14 protein-coding genes are annotated in these 16,503 nt (G+C 58.9%); 7 read left to right on the forward strand and 7 right to left on the reverse strand.

Annotated elements, in window-relative coordinates:
• Positions 1-3: 3 nt before the first annotated feature.
• The 6 genes from Q0802_RS14540 to Q0802_RS14565 form a co-directional block, all read right to left on the reverse strand.
• Positions 4-303: a YrhK family protein gene (locus Q0802_RS14540; protein ID WP_366523329.1), complete on the reverse strand. Its 300-nt coding sequence runs from the start codon at positions 301-303 to the stop codon at positions 4-6.
• A complete protein-coding gene (locus Q0802_RS14545; RefSeq protein ID WP_298919509.1) occupies positions 300-932 on the reverse strand; it encodes a MarC family protein in 633 nt (210 codons plus the stop codon). Before Q0802_RS14545 ends, Q0802_RS14540 begins: the two co-directional genes overlap by 4 nt.
• 238 nt (positions 933-1,170) lie before the next feature.
• Positions 1,171-2,532, reverse strand: coding sequence for a HAMP domain-containing sensor histidine kinase (locus tag Q0802_RS14550; protein WP_298919511.1), 1,362 nt, complete (start codon positions 2,530-2,532; stop codon positions 1,171-1,173).
• Positions 2,519-3,196, reverse strand: a complete 678-nt coding sequence (locus Q0802_RS14555; protein ID WP_298919657.1) for a response regulator transcription factor — start codon at positions 3,194-3,196, stop codon at positions 2,519-2,521. The genes Q0802_RS14550 and Q0802_RS14555 overlap by 14 nt, the downstream gene beginning before the upstream one ends.
• A 270-nt stretch (positions 3,197-3,466) precedes the next feature.
• A complete protein-coding gene (locus Q0802_RS14560; RefSeq protein ID WP_298919513.1) occupies positions 3,467-4,993 on the reverse strand; it encodes a cryptochrome/photolyase family protein in 1,527 nt (508 codons plus the stop codon).
• Positions 4,990-5,655, reverse strand: a complete 666-nt coding sequence (locus Q0802_RS14565; protein ID WP_298919514.1) for an SDR family NAD(P)-dependent oxidoreductase — start codon at positions 5,653-5,655, stop codon at positions 4,990-4,992. The genes Q0802_RS14560 and Q0802_RS14565 overlap by 4 nt, the downstream gene beginning before the upstream one ends.
• Positions 5,656-5,932: 277 nt before the next feature.
• On the opposite strand from Q0802_RS14565, the gene Q0802_RS14570 reads away from it, so the two are divergent.
• The 7 genes from Q0802_RS14570 (at position 5,933) to Q0802_RS14600 (ending at position 14,441) form a co-directional block, all read left to right on the forward strand.
• Positions 5,933-7,501, forward strand: a complete 1,569-nt coding sequence (locus Q0802_RS14570; protein WP_298919516.1) for a 2-isopropylmalate synthase — start codon at positions 5,933-5,935, stop codon at positions 7,499-7,501.
• A 327-nt stretch (positions 7,502-7,828) separates the two neighbouring features.
• Complete coding sequence (locus Q0802_RS14575; RefSeq protein WP_298919659.1) at positions 7,829-8,875, forward strand: rod shape-determining protein; 1,047 nt, start codon at positions 7,829-7,831, stop codon at positions 8,873-8,875.
• A gap of 74 nt (positions 8,876-8,949) precedes the next feature.
• On the forward strand, positions 8,950-9,852 hold the full coding sequence (gene mreC / locus Q0802_RS14580; RefSeq protein ID WP_298919518.1) for a rod shape-determining protein MreC: 903 nt from the start codon (positions 8,950-8,952) through the stop codon (positions 9,850-9,852).
• A complete protein-coding gene (locus Q0802_RS14585; protein ID WP_298919520.1) occupies positions 9,849-10,388 on the forward strand; it encodes a rod shape-determining protein MreD in 540 nt (179 codons plus the stop codon). Before mreC ends, Q0802_RS14585 begins: the two co-directional genes overlap by 4 nt.
• A 31-nt stretch (positions 10,389-10,419) precedes the next feature.
• Complete coding sequence (gene mrdA, locus Q0802_RS14590) at positions 10,420-12,363, forward strand: penicillin-binding protein 2 (protein ID WP_298919522.1); 1,944 nt, start codon at positions 10,420-10,422, stop codon at positions 12,361-12,363.
• Positions 12,360-13,499: a rod shape-determining protein RodA gene (rodA, locus tag Q0802_RS14595; protein WP_298919524.1), complete on the forward strand. Its 1,140-nt coding sequence runs from the start codon at positions 12,360-12,362 to the stop codon at positions 13,497-13,499. Before mrdA ends, rodA begins: the two co-directional genes overlap by 4 nt.
• A gap of 9 nt (positions 13,500-13,508) precedes the next feature.
• The gene (locus tag Q0802_RS14600; RefSeq protein ID WP_298919526.1) at positions 13,509-14,441 is read left to right on the forward strand and encodes a glyoxylate/hydroxypyruvate reductase A; all 933 of its coding nucleotides are present in this window, start codon (positions 13,509-13,511) and stop codon (positions 14,439-14,441) included.
• Between the two features lie 2 nt (positions 14,442-14,443).
• On the opposite strand, the gene Q0802_RS14605 is transcribed toward Q0802_RS14600, so the two are convergent.
• Complete coding sequence (locus tag Q0802_RS14605; protein WP_298919528.1) at positions 14,444-16,459, reverse strand: M3 family metallopeptidase; 2,016 nt, start codon at positions 16,457-16,459, stop codon at positions 14,444-14,446.
• Positions 16,460-16,503: the final 44 nt, after the last annotated feature.

The raw sequence follows: 16,503 nt of genomic DNA on the forward strand, positions 1-16,503 counted from the left end.
GGTTCAGCCCTTGGTAATATCGTCATAATCCCCCAATCGCAGGTAGCCCAACTCCCGGTACAGCCGGATGGTGGGGCGCATGCCGAACAAGATCGACCCCACCAGAAACAACCATGTGCCCAGAGCCGTGGTCTGCGCGCTGAAAAAGAGAATGCTGCCGATGACAAACAGGGCCGCCGCCAGAAAATCGACGGCCGTATAAGCCAGTTCGCAATAGGCATAAAGCCTCTTGTGCCGGTCGGATTTCACATGGTTTTCGGGGTTGAACAATCGCATTTTGCGCCCTTTCGCGTTTTGGCTCATGCAAGCCCCGGCAAAACCGCCTTGGCCCCCGCAACAATCATTTCTACCGCGATGGCCAGCAGGATCATCCCCATCAGGCGCGTCATGATAACGCGCATGGTATCGCTGAGAACCTTGCCGAAAAAGGAGGCAAAGAAAAGCACCGCAAAGAGCATGGCCAGAATGGCACCGACAACCCCGCCCACAGCCAGAAGACCGCCCAGCCCCTTGGCGTGACCTGCGTAGATGATCAGGGTTGCGATGGTCCCCGGACCGACGATCATCGGAAAGGTGATGGGATAAAAGGCCAGCCCGGACAGGTCCTGCATGTGGTCTTTTTCCTGATCGGTGCCGTGGTGCGAGACGATGCTGCTGCCGTTCAGCATCGACCAGGCGATATGCGCCAGCACAATGCCACCCGCGATGCGGAACTGATCCACCGTGATGCCGAAAAACCCGATGATCTTTTGCCCTGCAAACAGGATGACGCCACACATGATGGCCGAGAAAAACGTGACCTTTATGGCCAGTGTGCGCTGCTCGGCGACGGTAAAACCAACGGTCAAGGCCAGAAAGATCGGCAAATTCACGAAAGGGTTCATGATCGCAAAGAAAGCGCCAAAGGCGCGGGTCAGTTCGGCAAAATCCATGCTGGGTTCTTGATCTTCGTTGTTGCCCCGATCCTAGGGCCGGATTTCCGGTTCCGATAGGGCGTAGATAATTGCAACTGCGCCCTGCCTGACCTCCCCGAACAGGCAGAGCGCGTCCTCCAGGAGGGGGCCGTATTGACCTGGAGGAAGCCAAAGAGCCAACATCGGGATGACCGCGTCAGGCACCCCGGGCATCACCAGCCTGACACGCTAGTCTGGGATCAGCTTTGCGCGAAGTTCAGGAATTCTTGAAGTTTGGGAAAACCAGGGTGGCCTCAAAGCCGGGCGTGGTATTGACCAACAGCAGCTTTGCGTCATGCAGCTCAGCAATGGCTTCAACCAGCGCCAGCCCCAACCCGTGCCCGGGGGCCGAGCGATCAGCAGCCGCCCGGGCGAAAGGCGCGCGCACGGTGTCCAGCGATTGGGGTGGAATGCCCGGACCATCATCCCTGACACGAAAGAATGCACCGGCGCTGTCTGCCCCGATGCCGATCTCGATTTGCGCCCCCGGGCCAGCGTGAACGCAGGCGTTTTGCACAAGGTTCACCGCTGCCTGCTGGATCATCGCGTGATCAGCGTTAATTGTCACCTCTCCCCCCGTGATCGTCAGCACCTGATCCTGCTCTTCCGCGGCAGGGTGCAGAAATTCGACGGCCTTTTCGGCGATCTCCTGCAAGGCCACCGGCGCAAACTGGCTGCGATCTTTCGTCGCCTGAATACGCGACAGTCGCAGCACCGTTTCAAAGATGCTGTTCAGCTTGTCGGTCTCGGCCAGCGCGTCGTCGATCCTGTCCAGCGCATCCTCGCCTTTCTCAACCGCATCCGCCGCCTGCTGCATGGCAATCTGTGCATGTGACAGCGGGGTTTTGAGATCATGCGCGATGGCCGATGCGGTCGATTTCACGCTGGCCACGAGGCGTTCCAGACGCGCCAGATTCTCATTCATGCGGCTGGCCACCCGGTCAAACTGATCCTGCCGGGCACCGACCCTCAGGCGCGCGGCCAGATCACCTCTGGAGATCCGTCGCAGAGTGGTCTCCATCTCATCGAGCCGCCGTTGCGACCGATAGGCAGCCCATAGACCCAGACCAATCGTCACCAGCGCCAAAACCCCGCCAAAAGCGCCCAGACCAAGGGTCAGCCGCGCCTTTGCCTTTTCCACCATCCCACTGTCGCGACCGACCACCAGCGTCAGCGCGTCAAGCTTGTCGACCCACAGAACATAGCGCCCCGCAATGCGGCCCCCGCTCAATACACTGACCTCGCGCGTGTCGATGCCGATAAAATCCGGCCGGACCGACAGCGGCCCCGTCAGGCTCAGGTTACGCCCGTCAAAAAGACCGTAGGCGCGGTCGGTCAACTGCCCCTGCCCGCTCAGCGCCGCAATCGCTGCCGTCAGCCCGGCACGCCCCTGTTTTTGGTAGATGCTGGTCAACAGCTCGCTTTCGATCCGCGTCAGGGTGGCGAGGTCCTCGCGCAGCGTGGTCTCCACCGACCGCACCAGCGCCCAAGAGGCCGCGCCATAGAGCACCAGAAAGACGCATGCTACGCGCAAAGCCGCCTTGAAAGGCTCGCTGCGGATCAGGCTAGCGAGGGGCACGAAGCGTGTATCCCATCCCGCGCAGGGTGTGCAGCAGCGGCACGTCAAACGGCTTGTCGACTTTTTGGCGCAGCTTGCTGATGTGGGTTTCAACGACCGTGGTGCCCGGGTCAAAATTGAAATCCCAGACCCGCTCAAGGATCAGGGTGCGGCTGATCACACGGCCCGCGTTTTCCATCAGCAGATGAAGCAGCGCGAATTCCTTGTTCAGCAACTCGATGGTCTGGCCCTGCCGATGGGCGGTGCGTTGCAACAGGTCCAGCGTCAGGTCATGCACCTCCAGCGACGTGCGCTCCGAAGCGGTCTTCGGTCTGCGCGACAGGGCGGTGATCCGCGCCAGAAGCTCGGAGAAGTGGAACGGCTTGACCATGTAGTCATCACCCCCCGCCATCAGCCCGTCGACCCGGTCATCGACATCCGACAGAGCCGTGAGGAAGATCACCGGCAGGTCACGTTTTGCCGCGCGCAGGGCTTTGACAAGCGACAGCCCGTCCATGCCCGGCATCATCCGGTCCGCGATCAGCAGATCTACCTCGTTGTAAAGACAGTGCGACAGAGCCTCGCGCCCGTCGGTGACCCAATCGACCACGAACCCCTGCTCAACAAGTCCCCGTTGAACAAACTCCGCAGACTTTACGTCATCTTCTGCCAGCAGGATTTTCATGAGACCGGAATATGACCGCATCGTCGGGGCTGCACAATATACCGGTCTGAATACTGACCCGAACACGGCCTGAATACTGGCCGGATGCGGGTGTTAACACCGGGGTCATATATCTTACCGCACGGTCTGTTAAGCGCGGCGGGCCCTGCACAATCGGTGCACAGGTTGTGCACGCCCTGTGTACGGGTGGTGCCTCCTCCTTCAGCCCGGATTTGCAGGCGTTAACTGTGATTCGCCCATCTGGTCCAAAAATTCGGGCGTGCGGCGCACTTACACCTGCGCGCCCGTGTCAAGGCGGCGCAGAAAATCCTCCGCCTCTGCAATCACCGTCTCGCGTTTCTCTGCGTCCATCCGGTCCCAGGTGCGATACATGTTGCCCATCCGCGCATTGCCCGAAAACCGGTCGCGGTGACGGTCCAGAAAGTGCCAGTACAGCAGGTTGAACGGGCAGGCCCCCTCGCCCGTTTTCTTGCTGACCGAATAGGCGCAGCCCTCGCAGTAATCCGACATCCGGTTGATGTAGGCCCCGCTCGACACATAAGGCTTCGACGCGATGATCCCGCCATCGGCAAACTGGCTCATGCCCACCGTATTGGGGGCTTCAACCCATTCAAAAGCATCCATGTAAACGGCCAGATACCATTCGTGCACCTGCCCCGGGTCGATCCCCGCCAGCAGCGCGAAATTCCCTGTGATCATAAGACGTTGGATGTGGTGGGCATAGGCCTCATCGCGGGTCTGCCCGACGGTTTTGTCTAGGCAGCGCATCTGCGTTTCAGCCCCCCAGAACAGCGCCGGCAGGTCACGTTTATGGCCCAGCGCATTGCGCGTCGGATACTCCGGGCCTTCCAGAAAATAGATGCCGCGCATGTATTCGCGCCAGCCGATGATCTGCCGGATGAACCCTTCGGCTGCGTTGATCGGCACGGCACCTTTTTCATAAGCGTTTTCAACCTTCTGGCAGACCTCCAGCGGGTCCAAAAGGCCGATGTTGATATAGGCCGAGATCACCGAATGATAGAGGAAGCGGTTGTCCGCCAGCATCGCATCCTGATAGTCGCCGAAGAGCGGCAAGGCGTTGGAAACAAAGTGATCCAGCGCCGCCAGCGCCTGCGCCCGCGTAGTGGCAAACCAGAAGGGGTGCAGCGTGCCGAAATGCGGGGCAAACCGCCTCTCCACAAGCGCCAGCACCGCCGCAACCACCGCGTCCGGCGCAAAGCGTTTCGGCCCGTCAAAAGCAACCGCATCAGGGGCGGGCTTACGGTTCTCGTGATCGAAATTCCACTTGCCACCGACGGGCGCATCACCGTCCATCAGCAGGCCCGTCTTGCGCCGCATCTCGCGGTAGAAATACTCCATCCGAAGCTGCTTGCGCCCCTTGGCCCAGGCTTCAAACTCCTGATGTGACGCGATAAATCGATCATCCGGCAGAATATGCGTCTTGATCGGGGCGTGTCTGAGGTGGGTGATCAACCGCCACTCACCGGGCTCTGTGACCAGCACCTCGGACGCGCCGGTTTCCTCGGCCCGGCGCAGCAACTCGCCCACGATGGAGCCTGCGTTATGCGTGTCATCCAACTGGCTGTACCGGACGTCCCAACCGGCTTCTCTCAGCGCGTCGGCGAACTGACGCATCGATGCCAGAACCAGCGCGATTTTCTTGGGGTGGTGGTGCACATAGGTGGTCTCATCCGCCACTTCGGCCATGACCACAATGTCGCGGGTGGGGTCAGCGTGGCGCAGGGCACTCAGGGACAGGCTCAACTGATCCCCCAGCACCAGAACCAACCGGCTCACCAGACGACCTCCTTGCCCGCCCAATCGTAAAATCCGCCCGTCTGGTCGGGTGACAGATTATCCATCACACGCAACAGGTTACGTGCGGCCTCCTGGGGCGCTACAGCGGGATGACGGCCCAGGTATTTCTCCGTGAACCGGGTGGCCACGGTGCCGGGGTGCAGGGCGACGCAGACCGCCTGTTTGTGGGTTCTGGCCAGTTCGATGGCCGTGGTATGCACGATCTGGTTCACCGCCGCCTTGGCGCTGCGGTAGCTGACCCAGCCGCCAATCCGGTTGTCACCGATAGAGCCCACGCGCGCCGACAGCACCGCGATGCAGGCCTGCCTGTCGCGCGGCAGCAAACGCGCCGCATGGCGCAGGATCAGCGCAGGCCCGACAGCATTGACAGCAAACTGATCCATCATGGCGCGGGCCGTCACACCCTTGATGGATTTCTCCGGTGCTGCACCCGCTATCTCCAGTGCGCCCGTGGCCACCAGAACCAGATCGTAGCTGCCCTGCAAGGCGCTCAGGTGCCGGTCCACAATGGCGTCATCGGTCACGTCAAATCCATCGTCCCGTCGCGACAATGTGGTCACCGTGTCACCCCGCGCCCGGCAATTGTCGGCCACCGCACTGCCAACGCCCCCCGACGCCCCTATGATCAAAACTCTTTTCATTCTCCGCGACTTAGCGGCATGGGCGGGGCCTTCAAGCCCCCGGCGCGCGGGAAGGATCGCATTTGGCGCAAAAACCACCTTCCCATTTGCTTCAGGCCGGGTATAAACAGGCGCATGGCACCGGTAAGACATATCCCCACCTGCCCGCGCACCGCTTTGCGCCCTGCCGCCGCTCTGCTGCTGCTAACCCGCCTCTGAGCGTGCCTGTCGGCGCGTCCGCTCAGAGGATCGTGCAGCGCGCCATAGGGAAAACAGCAGAAAACCGAAAGAACCAGACATGACAGATAAAGCCAAACAGGATCGCGTCCTGATATTTGACACCACGTTGCGTGACGGCGAGCAATCTCCCGGCGCGACCATGACCCACGCCGAAAAGCTCGAAATCGCCGGGCTGCTGGACGAGATGGGCGTCGACATCATCGAGGCCGGTTTCCCGATCGCCTCGGAGGGAGATTTCGCCGCCGTCAGTGAGATCGCCAAAAACGCCCGGAATTCAGTGATTTGCGGGCTGGCCCGGGCACAGTTTGGCGATATTGATCGCTGCTGGGAAGCGGTCAAACATGCGCGCCGTCCGCGTATCCACACCTTCATCGGCACCTCGCCGCTGCACCGGGCGATCCCCAATCTCGACATGGACCAGATGGCCGACCGCATCCATGACACCGTCACCCATGCGCGCAACCTCTGCGACAATGTGCAGTGGTCGCCGATGGATGCGACCCGCACCGAAGAGGATTACCTCTGCCGTGTTGTGGAAATTGCCATCAAGGCAGGGGCCACGACGATCAATATTCCCGATACCGTTGGCTATACCGCACCGCGCGAATCTGCCGAGCTGATCGCGATGCTGTTGCGGCGCGTGCCGGGTGCGGATGAGATCACCTTTGCCACCCATTGCCACAACGATCTGGGCATGGCGACGGCAAACAGCCTCGCAGCCGTTGAAGCCGGTGCGCGCCAGATTGAGTGCACAATCAATGGCTTGGGCGAACGCGCGGGTAACACCGCCCTCGAAGAGGTGGTGATGGCCCTGAAGGTCCGCAACGACATCATGCCGTTCCAGACGGGCGTGGACAGCACCAAGATCATGAATATCTCGCGCCGTGTGGCAACCGTTTCCGGCTTTCCGGTGCAGTTCAACAAGGCCATCGTGGGCAAGAACGCCTTTGCCCATGAAAGCGGCATCCATCAGGACGGTATGCTGAAAAACGCGGAAACCTTCGAGATCATGCGCCCCGAAGATGTGGGCCTGTCTGAGACCAATCTGGTGATGGGCAAGCATTCCGGCCGCGCCGCCCTGCGCTCCAAGCTTGAAGACCTGGGGTTCGAACTGGGCGACAATCAGCTCAAGGACGTCTTCGTGCGGTTCAAGGAACTGGCCGACCGCAAGAAGGAAATCTACGACGACGACCTGATCGCCCTTATGCGCACGTCTTCGGATGCTGAAAACGACCGTCTGAAACTGAAGTCGCTCAAGGTGGTGTGCGGCACGGATGGCCCGCAACAGGCCGATCTGGTGATGGAAGTGGATGGCAAAGACCACGCGACAACCCAGACAGGCGATGGGCCCGTGGATGCGTCTTTCAATGCCATCAAGGCGCTGGTGCCGCATGAGGCACGGTTGCAACTGTATCAGGTGCACGCGGTCACCGAAGGAACGGATGCTCAAGCCACCGTTTCTGTCCGCATGGAAGAGGCGGGGCGCATCGTCACCGGGCAATCGGCCAATACCGATACGGTGGTAGCCTCGGCACTGGCCTACATCCACGCGCTGAACCGCCTGTTGGTCCGTCGTGAAAAAGGCGGCAAGGACAAACCCGAAATCAGCTACAAAGACGTGAGCTAGCTGGATTTGAGCGGGTCGCGGTTTTCGCGTCCCGCTCACTTTGACAGACGTGCGCAGGCTTTTGCCTAATGAAATCCGGCAAGATTGAGATTTACCCTGAAGTGCGGGCCATGTGACCAGGGTAACGAACGTCGAGCAGCGTTGATTTCATGCAACTAAAGTGATCGACAGTCCGCTCAATCTCGCTCGACCGCAAAATTAGCACGTTTGCAACAGGATATTGGCGTCATCGTTAACGCCTCTTTCACCTTAACCCGCCTAAGCCTATAAGGGGTTAAAAGCCCGCCTCTTCGGAGTCGCGGGCCAAGGCAAATTCGAGCAAGGTAAATCGCAATGTTTGACAAAATCCGCGGGCTGTTTTCATCCGATATGGCCATCGATCTCGGAACCGCGAATACGCTGGTCTACGTAAAAGGGCGCGGCGTGATTCTGTCGGAGCCTTCGGTGGTCGCCTATCACGTGAAGGACGGCGTCAAGAAGGTGCTGGCCGTTGGTGAAGACGCCAAGCTGATGCTCGGGCGAACCCCAGGTAGCATCGAGGCGATCCGGCCCATGCGCGAAGGTGTTATCGCCGATTTCGACACCGCCGAAGAAATGATCAAGCACTTTATCCGCAAGGTCCACAAACGTTCGACCTTCTCCAAACCCAAGATCATCGTCTGTGTGCCGCATGGGGCGACGCCCGTTGAAAAGCGCGCCATCCGGCAATCGGTTCTCAGTGCTGGCGCACGGCGTGCCGGTCTGATCGCGGAACCGATTGCGGCGGCCATCGGGGCTGGCATGCCCATCACCGACCCTACTGGTAATATGGTCGTGGACATTGGCGGCGGCACCACCGAGGTCGCGGTTCTCAGCCTTGGTGATATCGTCTACGCGCGCTCCGTTCGTGTCGGTGGCGACAGGATGGATGAGGCAATCATCAGCTACCTGCGTCGACAGCAGAACCTTCTTGTTGGCGAAACCACCGCTGAGCGGGTAAAAACATCCATCGGCACGGCACGTATGCCTGATGACGGACGCGGCACTTCCATGCAAATTCGCGGTCGCGACCTTCTCAATGGCGTACCGAAAGAAATAGAAGTGACACAGGCCCAGATTGCGGAAGCGTTGGCGGAGCCTGTGCAACAGATTTGCGAGGCGGTCATGACCGCGCTGGAAACCACTCCGCCCGATCTGGCGGCCGACATTGTTGATCGCGGGGTCATGCTCACGGGCGGCGGTGCGCTGTTGGGAGATCTCGATCTTGCGTTGCGCGAACAGACCGGTTTGGCCGTTTCGATTGCCGATGAATCCCTGAACTGCGTGGCGCTGGGTACCGGCAAAGCACTGGAATACGAGAAGCAATTACGCCACGCTATCGACTATGACAGCTGAGACCTGAAGGTAATTTGCCCGAAATCTGCGGCAGGGTTTGCCCAGGCTGACGAAGGGGCAGGAGACGCCAAGAAATGGCAACGGACCGATCGAATAGCAGCGAATTTACCGGCCCGGTACGTCGGCTGCTGCTGAGCGTCCTGGTTTTGTGTCTTTTGGGCATTTTTCTGGTCTGGCGCATCGACAGCCCGCGTGTGGAGCGGTTCCGTGCGCAGGTCGCCGACCGCTTTGTCCCCAACCTTGAATGGGCCATGGCTCCGGTTACCGGTGTCGTCAACCTGCTACAGGATTTTCAAAGCTACCAGCGGCTGGCTGAGCAAAACAGCGAGCTGCGATCTGAACTGCGCCGGATGCAAGCCTGGAAAGAGGCCGCATTGCAGCTGGAGCAGGAGAACGCCCGCCTGCTGGATTTGAACAAGGTTCGGCTGGATCCCCGGTTGACGTATATTACCGGCGTTGTTCTGGCAGATAGCGGATCGCCTTTTCGTCAATCGGTGCTGCTAAACGTCGGTGCCCGCGATGGGGTCGTTGACGGGTGGGCCACGATGGATGGCATTGGGGTCGTTGGGCGCATCTCGGGAGTTGCGCAGAACACCGCGCGCGTGATTTTGCTGACCGATGCCTCCAGTCGTATTCCGGCGATCATCCAACCCTCCGGGCAGAGGGTGATCGTGTCGGGCGACAATACCTCCGCACCTCCCATCGACTTTCTCGAAGATAGTGATCTGGTACGACCGGGACACCGTGTCATCAGCTCAGGCGATGGCGGTGTTTTCCCCGCCGGGCTTCTGATCGGTCAGGTCGCCTCCGATCCGGCCGGTAAACTGCGCGTGCGGCTGGCCGCCGATTACCAACGGCTGGAGTTTCTTCGGGTGCTGCGCCACCACGGCACCGATCCGGTCACTGACACGGCCCGTATCATCGGCCCTCAATTGCCCACCCCCGCTCAGATAGCACAAGAGGAGGTCAGCCAATGAGCGAGCTTCCTCAAACCAGACTTTGGACAATGCGTCTCGGCTTCACCTTGCTGGTGTGTGTCATCCTGTTTTTCCACCTTTTGCCACTCGACACGACGCCGCGCCGGTGGGTTGGGCCGGATCTACTTTTGGCCTTCGCTTGTGCGTGGTCAATTCGGCGTCCCGAATACGTTCCAGCGATTGCCCTCGCATTGCTTTTTTTGTTGGCCGATCTCCTATTGCAACGCCCCCCCGGACTTTGGGCGCTTCTGGCACTTGTGGCATGCGAAAGGCTGAAAAACCGCGCGCGGGGACTGCGTGACACAGGGTTTGCCCGCGAATGGCTTACGGTTTGCATTGTGGTGGCAGGCGTCGCTTTGGCATATCGCGCGCTTTTGATAATCACCTTGGTGGAATTGCCTGCCTTTGGCTTGACCCTGTTCGAGACGATCATGACAATGCTCTTCTATCCGCTTGTCGTCGCGGTCACCCATGGGTTGATGCGCGTGCGCAAGGCCATGCCCGGCGACATGGATGGGTCAGGAGGCCGAATATGAAACACTCCGCCTTTCGATCAGGGGTTCTAGGATGAAAAAAACCCGCGCGGAAACAGACTTCAGCCATCGCCGCATCACGCGGCGTGCGGCCTTGCTGGGCGGCGCACAGCTGTTGTTTATTGGCGGGCTCGCGGCACGCATGCGGTTCCTGCAGGTTGATCAGGCGGATCAGTTTCGGCTTTTGGCCGAGGAAAACCGGATCAATGTTCGTCTTATCCCGCCATCGCGCGGCGAAGTTTTCGACCGCAATGGCCTCAGGCTTGCACAGAATGCGCCATCCTACCGCATCGTGATTGTGCGCGAGGATGCAGGGGATACCGATCTCGTCCTTGAAAGGCTTTCCAGGATCATTGCATTGGACGAAGAGACGTTAGAGCGTACAAGGCTGGAATTAAAAAGATCGCCCTCCTTCCTGCCCGTCACGATTGCGGAAGATGTCAGTTGGGATGACATCAGCCGTGTCTCTGTGAATGCACCGGCACTGCCTGGCGTCACGCCGGAGGTCGGGTTGAGCCGAGTTTACCCGCAAGGGTCTGATTTTGCGCATGTATTGGGTTATGTCGGCCCGGTATCAGATTATGATCTGGAAAAAATCACCGATCCCGAGCCCGTATTGCGCATCCCCCGCTTTCAGATTGGCAAGGTCGGCGTGGAAACGAAACTGGAACCGATGCTGCGCGGGAAAGCCGGCGCGAAAAGGGTCGAGGTCAATGCTGCCGGACGGGTCATGCGCGAGATTGATCGGCGCGAAGGCACCCCGGGGTCTGATCTGCAACTGACCATCGATGCGAAACTGCAGGGCTATGTTCAGGCCCGTTTGAGCGAGGAAAGCGCAAGTGCCGTTGTCATCGACTGCGACAACGGAGATCTTGTTGCCTGCGCATCAGCACCCACGTTTGATCCCAATCTCTTCGTCCGAGGTATCTCTGTCAAAGACTACAAATCCCTGACGGAAAACAAGTATCGGCCGCTCGCAAGCAAGACTGTGCAGGGTCTCTACCCTCCCGGGTCGACCTTCAAAATGATGACGGCTATGGCGGCTCTGGAAGCTGGCCTGATAGGGCCCGACGAAACAGTATACTGCCCCGGGCATCTGACGGTTTCAGGTCGCCGTTTCCACTGCTGGAAACGAGCTGGGCACGGCTGGGTCGATCTGCAAACCTCTCTCAAACGCTCTTGCGACGTCTACTATTATGATCTGGCCATCAAGATTGGGATCGAAAAAATCTCTGCCATGGCAAAGCGTTTCGGCCTCGGCATCCGGCATGACGTCCCGATGTCTGCCGTTGCACAAGGGATCGCGCCAACGATGGATTGGAAGGCAACCAATTACGGTCAAGACTGGCGCGTTGGTGACACGGTAAATGTCTCGATTGGCCAAGGATTTATGCTGGCCTCACCGATGCAGCTGGCGGTGATGAGCGCCCGTATCGCCACTGGTCGCGCGGTAGAGCCGCGCCTGATCAAGTCAATCGATGGGGTTGAAACGCCCTCTCGCGGTGGCGAAGATCTCGGTTTGAATGAAAATAATCTGCGAAAAATGCGCCGCGCCATGAACGCTGTCGTCAATGATCGTCGCGGCACTGCCTATGGCTCCCGGATCATCGAGGACACCATGCGCATGGCGGGGAAAACCGGCACCAGTCAAGTGCGCAACATCACAGCAGCCGAACGGCGTGCGGGCGTCATTCGTAATGAAGATTTGCCTTGGGAACGGCGCGATCACGCTTTGTTTGTAAGCTTCGCCCCGATTGATAAACCAAAATACGCCGCTGCTGTTGTGGTCGAGCATGGTGGTGGGGGCTCGAAAGCAGCAGCCCCCATTGCACGCGACATCATGCTGCAAGCGCTTTACGGCGCTGCCCCGCCGCTTGAGGCCTACCCCGCCAAAGATCGCGAACGCATTGATTTACAGCAGGAAAAACTCCGCGATATGCAACCTCAGGCTTCCTTCATCGGGCGGGATCAGGCATGAGCTATCTTGAATATGCGGTCAAAACAGCGCCGACCGGCTTTCGCAAGATCCTCCATCTGAACTGGCCCGTCGCCATCCTGCTCGCATCGGTCTCCGGCGCGGGTTTCTTGATGCTTTATTCCGTAGCGGGCGGGTCGTTCAGCCCCTGGGCCGAACCTCAGATGAAGCGGTTTTTGATGGGGTTCGTCCTGATGCTCGGCGTCGCCATGGTGCCGATCTGGTTTTGGCGCAGTTTGGCGGGAATTGCCTATCTGGTCACCATCGGGTTGCTCGTCGCGGTGGAGCTTTTCGGCACGGTGGGTATGGGCGCTCAGCGCTGGATTGACTTGGGGTTCATGCGCCTTCAACCCTCAGAGTTGATGAAGATCACGCTGGTGATGTTTCTGGCCGCTTATTACGATTGGTTGCCCGCCAAACGCACGTCCCACCCATTCTGGGTCATTTTGCCTGTCATCGTCATTATTATCCCGACGTTTTTGGTACTGCGTCAGCCAGATCTTGGCACATCCATTTTGCTGCTGGCCGCCGGGGGCGGTTTGATGTTTCTGGCCGGTGTTCACTGGGCATATTTTGCCGCCGTTCTGGCCAGCGCGATCGGCCTCGTCACGACCGTGTTCAAATCGCGCGGGACGTCCTGGCAACTGATCAAAGACTATCAGTTCCGCCGTATTGATACATTTCTCGATCCCAGCTCTGATCCGCTGGGTGCAGGATATCACATTACGCAATCCAAGATCGCACTGGGGTCAGGGGGGTGGACCGGGCGCGGCTTTATGCAAGGAACCCAAAGCCGCCTGAATTTCCTGCCTGAAAAACATACCGATTTCATCTTCACCACCCTGGCGGAGGAATTCGGATTTCTGGGTGGTTTTTCCTTGCTGGGCCTCTACGCGCTGATCATCGTTTTTTGCGTCTGGTCCGCCCTGATGAACAAGGATCGATTTTCATCCCTTCTCATTCTGGGCATCGCGCTCAACTTCTTTTTGTTCTTTGCCGTGAACATGTCGATGGTCATGGGGCTGGCACCGGTTGTCGGGGTACCTTTGCCTCTCGTCAGCTACGGTGGTTCGGCCATGCTCGTGTTGATGCTGGCGTTCGGACTGATGCAGAGCGCCCATGTCCATCGCCTCAGGTAGTTTTCTGGAATGACCATCAACGTATTGTTCGCCGCCCATATTGATCGTTGGGAGACTTACCGGAGCCCGTTGAAATCCGCGTTTTCGACGCTTGGCCTCAGCGTACACCTATCGCCGGAGATTGCGGCCGCAGAGGTCGATTACATCGTCTACGCGCCCAATTCTCCGCTTCAGGATTTCACCCCTTTCAAACGCGCCAAAGCCGTGCTGAATCTATGGGCCGGGGTCGAAGCTGTGGTGGACAACGAAACCCTGAACATCCCGCTCGCCCGCATGGTTGATCCCGGGATGACACAGTCGATGACGGAATGGGTTGTTGGTCATGTCATGCGATACCATCTTGGGATGGATCGCCACATCAACAATCCTGATCACACCTGGGAACCGCATACGCCGGCCTTGGCGGCGGAGCGTCGCGTTTGCATCCTGGGCCTGGGCGCGCTTGGCAGTTCAGTGGCCCAAACACTCAAAAGTCTTGATTTTGATGTGAGCGGATGGAGCCGCCGACCCAAATCAATAAGCGAATTGACCCTGTATCACGGAGCCAACGGCTTGGCAGATGCGCTTTCCAATGCCGAGATTCTGATCTTATTGATGCCCGATACGCCGGAGACAGAAAACACGCTCAACGCAAAAACCCTCGCCCAGTTGCCTGACGGGGCATTTATCATCAATCCCGGGCGGGGACCGCTGATCGACGACGCCGCTCTTCTGACAGCTTTGGACAGTGGCAAAATCGCGCATGCAACGCTCGATGTGTTTCGAACCGAGCCCTTGCCGCAAGATCACCCATTCTGGACCCATCCGCATGTCACGGTGACCCCTCATGTTGCGGCAGAAACGCGGCCAATCACGGCCTCTCAGGTCATTGCCGAAAACGTGCGGCGCGGCGAGGCAGGTGAACCCTTCATGCACCTTGTTGACCGCGCCAACGGCTACTGAGCTTACTCCGCCGCCAGGCCACGCCCTTTCAGTAAGGCTTCGACCCCCGGCAAACGCCCCCGGAACGCGGTGTAGAGTTCCGCCGCATCGCGACTGCCGCCGGTTGACAGAATATGTTCTTCGAGCGCCTGCGCCCGTTCGGGATCAAATGCGCCGCCAGCCTCCTCGAAGGCTTCAAAGGCGTCCGCATCCATCACCTCCGACCACATGTAACTGTAGTACCCGCTGGAATACCCGTCGCCCGCAAAGACATGCGCAAAATGCGGCGTTGCATGGCGCATCGTGATCGCACCAGGCATACCCAATGCGGCAAGCACTTCCGTCTGTTTCTTCATCGGATCTTTGGGAGCATCGCCATCGTGGAAGGACAGATCAACAAGCGCTGAAGCGACATATTCAACTGTTTGAAACCCCATGTCATAGGTCGCTGCTGCCAACACGCGTTCCAGCATATCTTCGGGCATAGGCGCGCCGGTTTGGGCGTGGGTTGCAAACTCTGCCAGAACGGCCGGCACATCGAGCCAATGTTCATAAAGCTGGCTTGGCAGTTCGACAAAATCCCGTGCAACGGAAGTTCCGGAAACGGTCTCGTAGGTCACGTTGGAAAGCATCTGATGCAACGCGTGACCAAATTCATGGAAAAGCGTGCGCGCATCGTCATAGGAGAGCAAAGCCGGATCACCCTTGGCGAAATTGCACACATTCAACACTACGGGCGTTTGCACTTTCGGGAATTTCGCCTGCGACCGTATGGCAGAGCACCATGCGCCAGAGCGTTTTGATCCGCGCGCAAAGTAGTCCCCGACGAACACCGCCACATGGTGCCCGTCCCGTGTGACCTCCCAGGCCCTGCAGTCAGGATGATAAAGTGCCACCTCCAGCGGCTTGAATTCCAGCCGGAAAAGCCGCGTTGCACAGGAAAAAGCCGCGTCAATCATACGGTCGAGCTGGAAGTAGGGTTTCAGGGCAGCCTCATCCAGATCATGCTCGATCACCCGGCGTTTTTCGGAATAATAGCGCCAGTCCCAGGGTGCCAATGGCCCGTTCACACCGTCTTCCTGCATCATGCGGGTCAAGATTTCGGCATCCGCCTCGGCCCGCTGTCGCGCAGGCGCCCATACCGCCATCAGCAGGTCCCGCACGGCCTCAGGGGACTTGGCCATTTCTGTTTCCAGCTTGTAGGCGGCGAAATTCTCATAGCCGAGGAGTTTTGCACGTTCCTCGCGCAAACTCAGTATCTCTGCCGCGATGTCGCGATTATCCGTATCACCGCCGTTGGCCCCGCGTGCTGTCCAGGCGGCGAAGGCCTTTTCGCGCAAATCTCTTCGCTCGGAAAACTGCAAAAACGGCACAATCAACGACCGCGACAAGGTGACAACCGGACCGCCCGCCTGCTTTTCTTCCCCGGCGGCACGGGCGGCGTCAACTACGAAATCAGGTAATCCTTTCATGTCGCTTTCTGAGAGGGGCATGAACCAATCCCGCTCATCGGCCAGCAGGTTTTGGGTAAACTTGGTGCCAAGTGTAGCCAGCCGTCCCTTGATCTGCTTCATGCGCTCTTTTTGATCTGCGGACAAAGCGGCACCGGATCGCACAAATCCGCGGTGGGTCAACAAAAGAACCCGTGATTGTTCTGGCGCCAACGCCAATGTATCGCGTTGGCTCCAGACCTCGGCGACCCGCGCGAACAAGGCCTCATTGCTCGAAATTTCCGAAAAATGAGCTGCAAGCAGGGGGGAGAACTGCCGCTGCAAATCCTCTCTTGTCGGGTTGCTATCTGCTCCGGCAACGTTGAAGAAAACCCCCAGAACCGTGTCCAGCATCTTGCCCGCTGCCTCCAGCGCCTCAATCGTATTGGCAAAAGTCGCTGGTGCGTCCGTCGTTGCTATGGCATCAATTTCAGCCGCATGTTGCGCCAACGCCCCCTCGACAGCCGGGGCGAAATCTTCGTCCGTGATCTGATCAAAAGGGGGAATCTGAAAAGGTGTCTTCCAGTCTTGTAGCAACGGATTTTTCATGGATATCTCCTTTGAGGCACAAGCTAGGCCGCACCTACTGGATG

The sequence above is a fragment of the uncultured Roseobacter sp. genome, assembly GCF_947495275.1.
Taxonomy (GTDB): Bacteria; Pseudomonadota; Alphaproteobacteria; order Rhodobacterales; family Rhodobacteraceae; genus Roseobacter.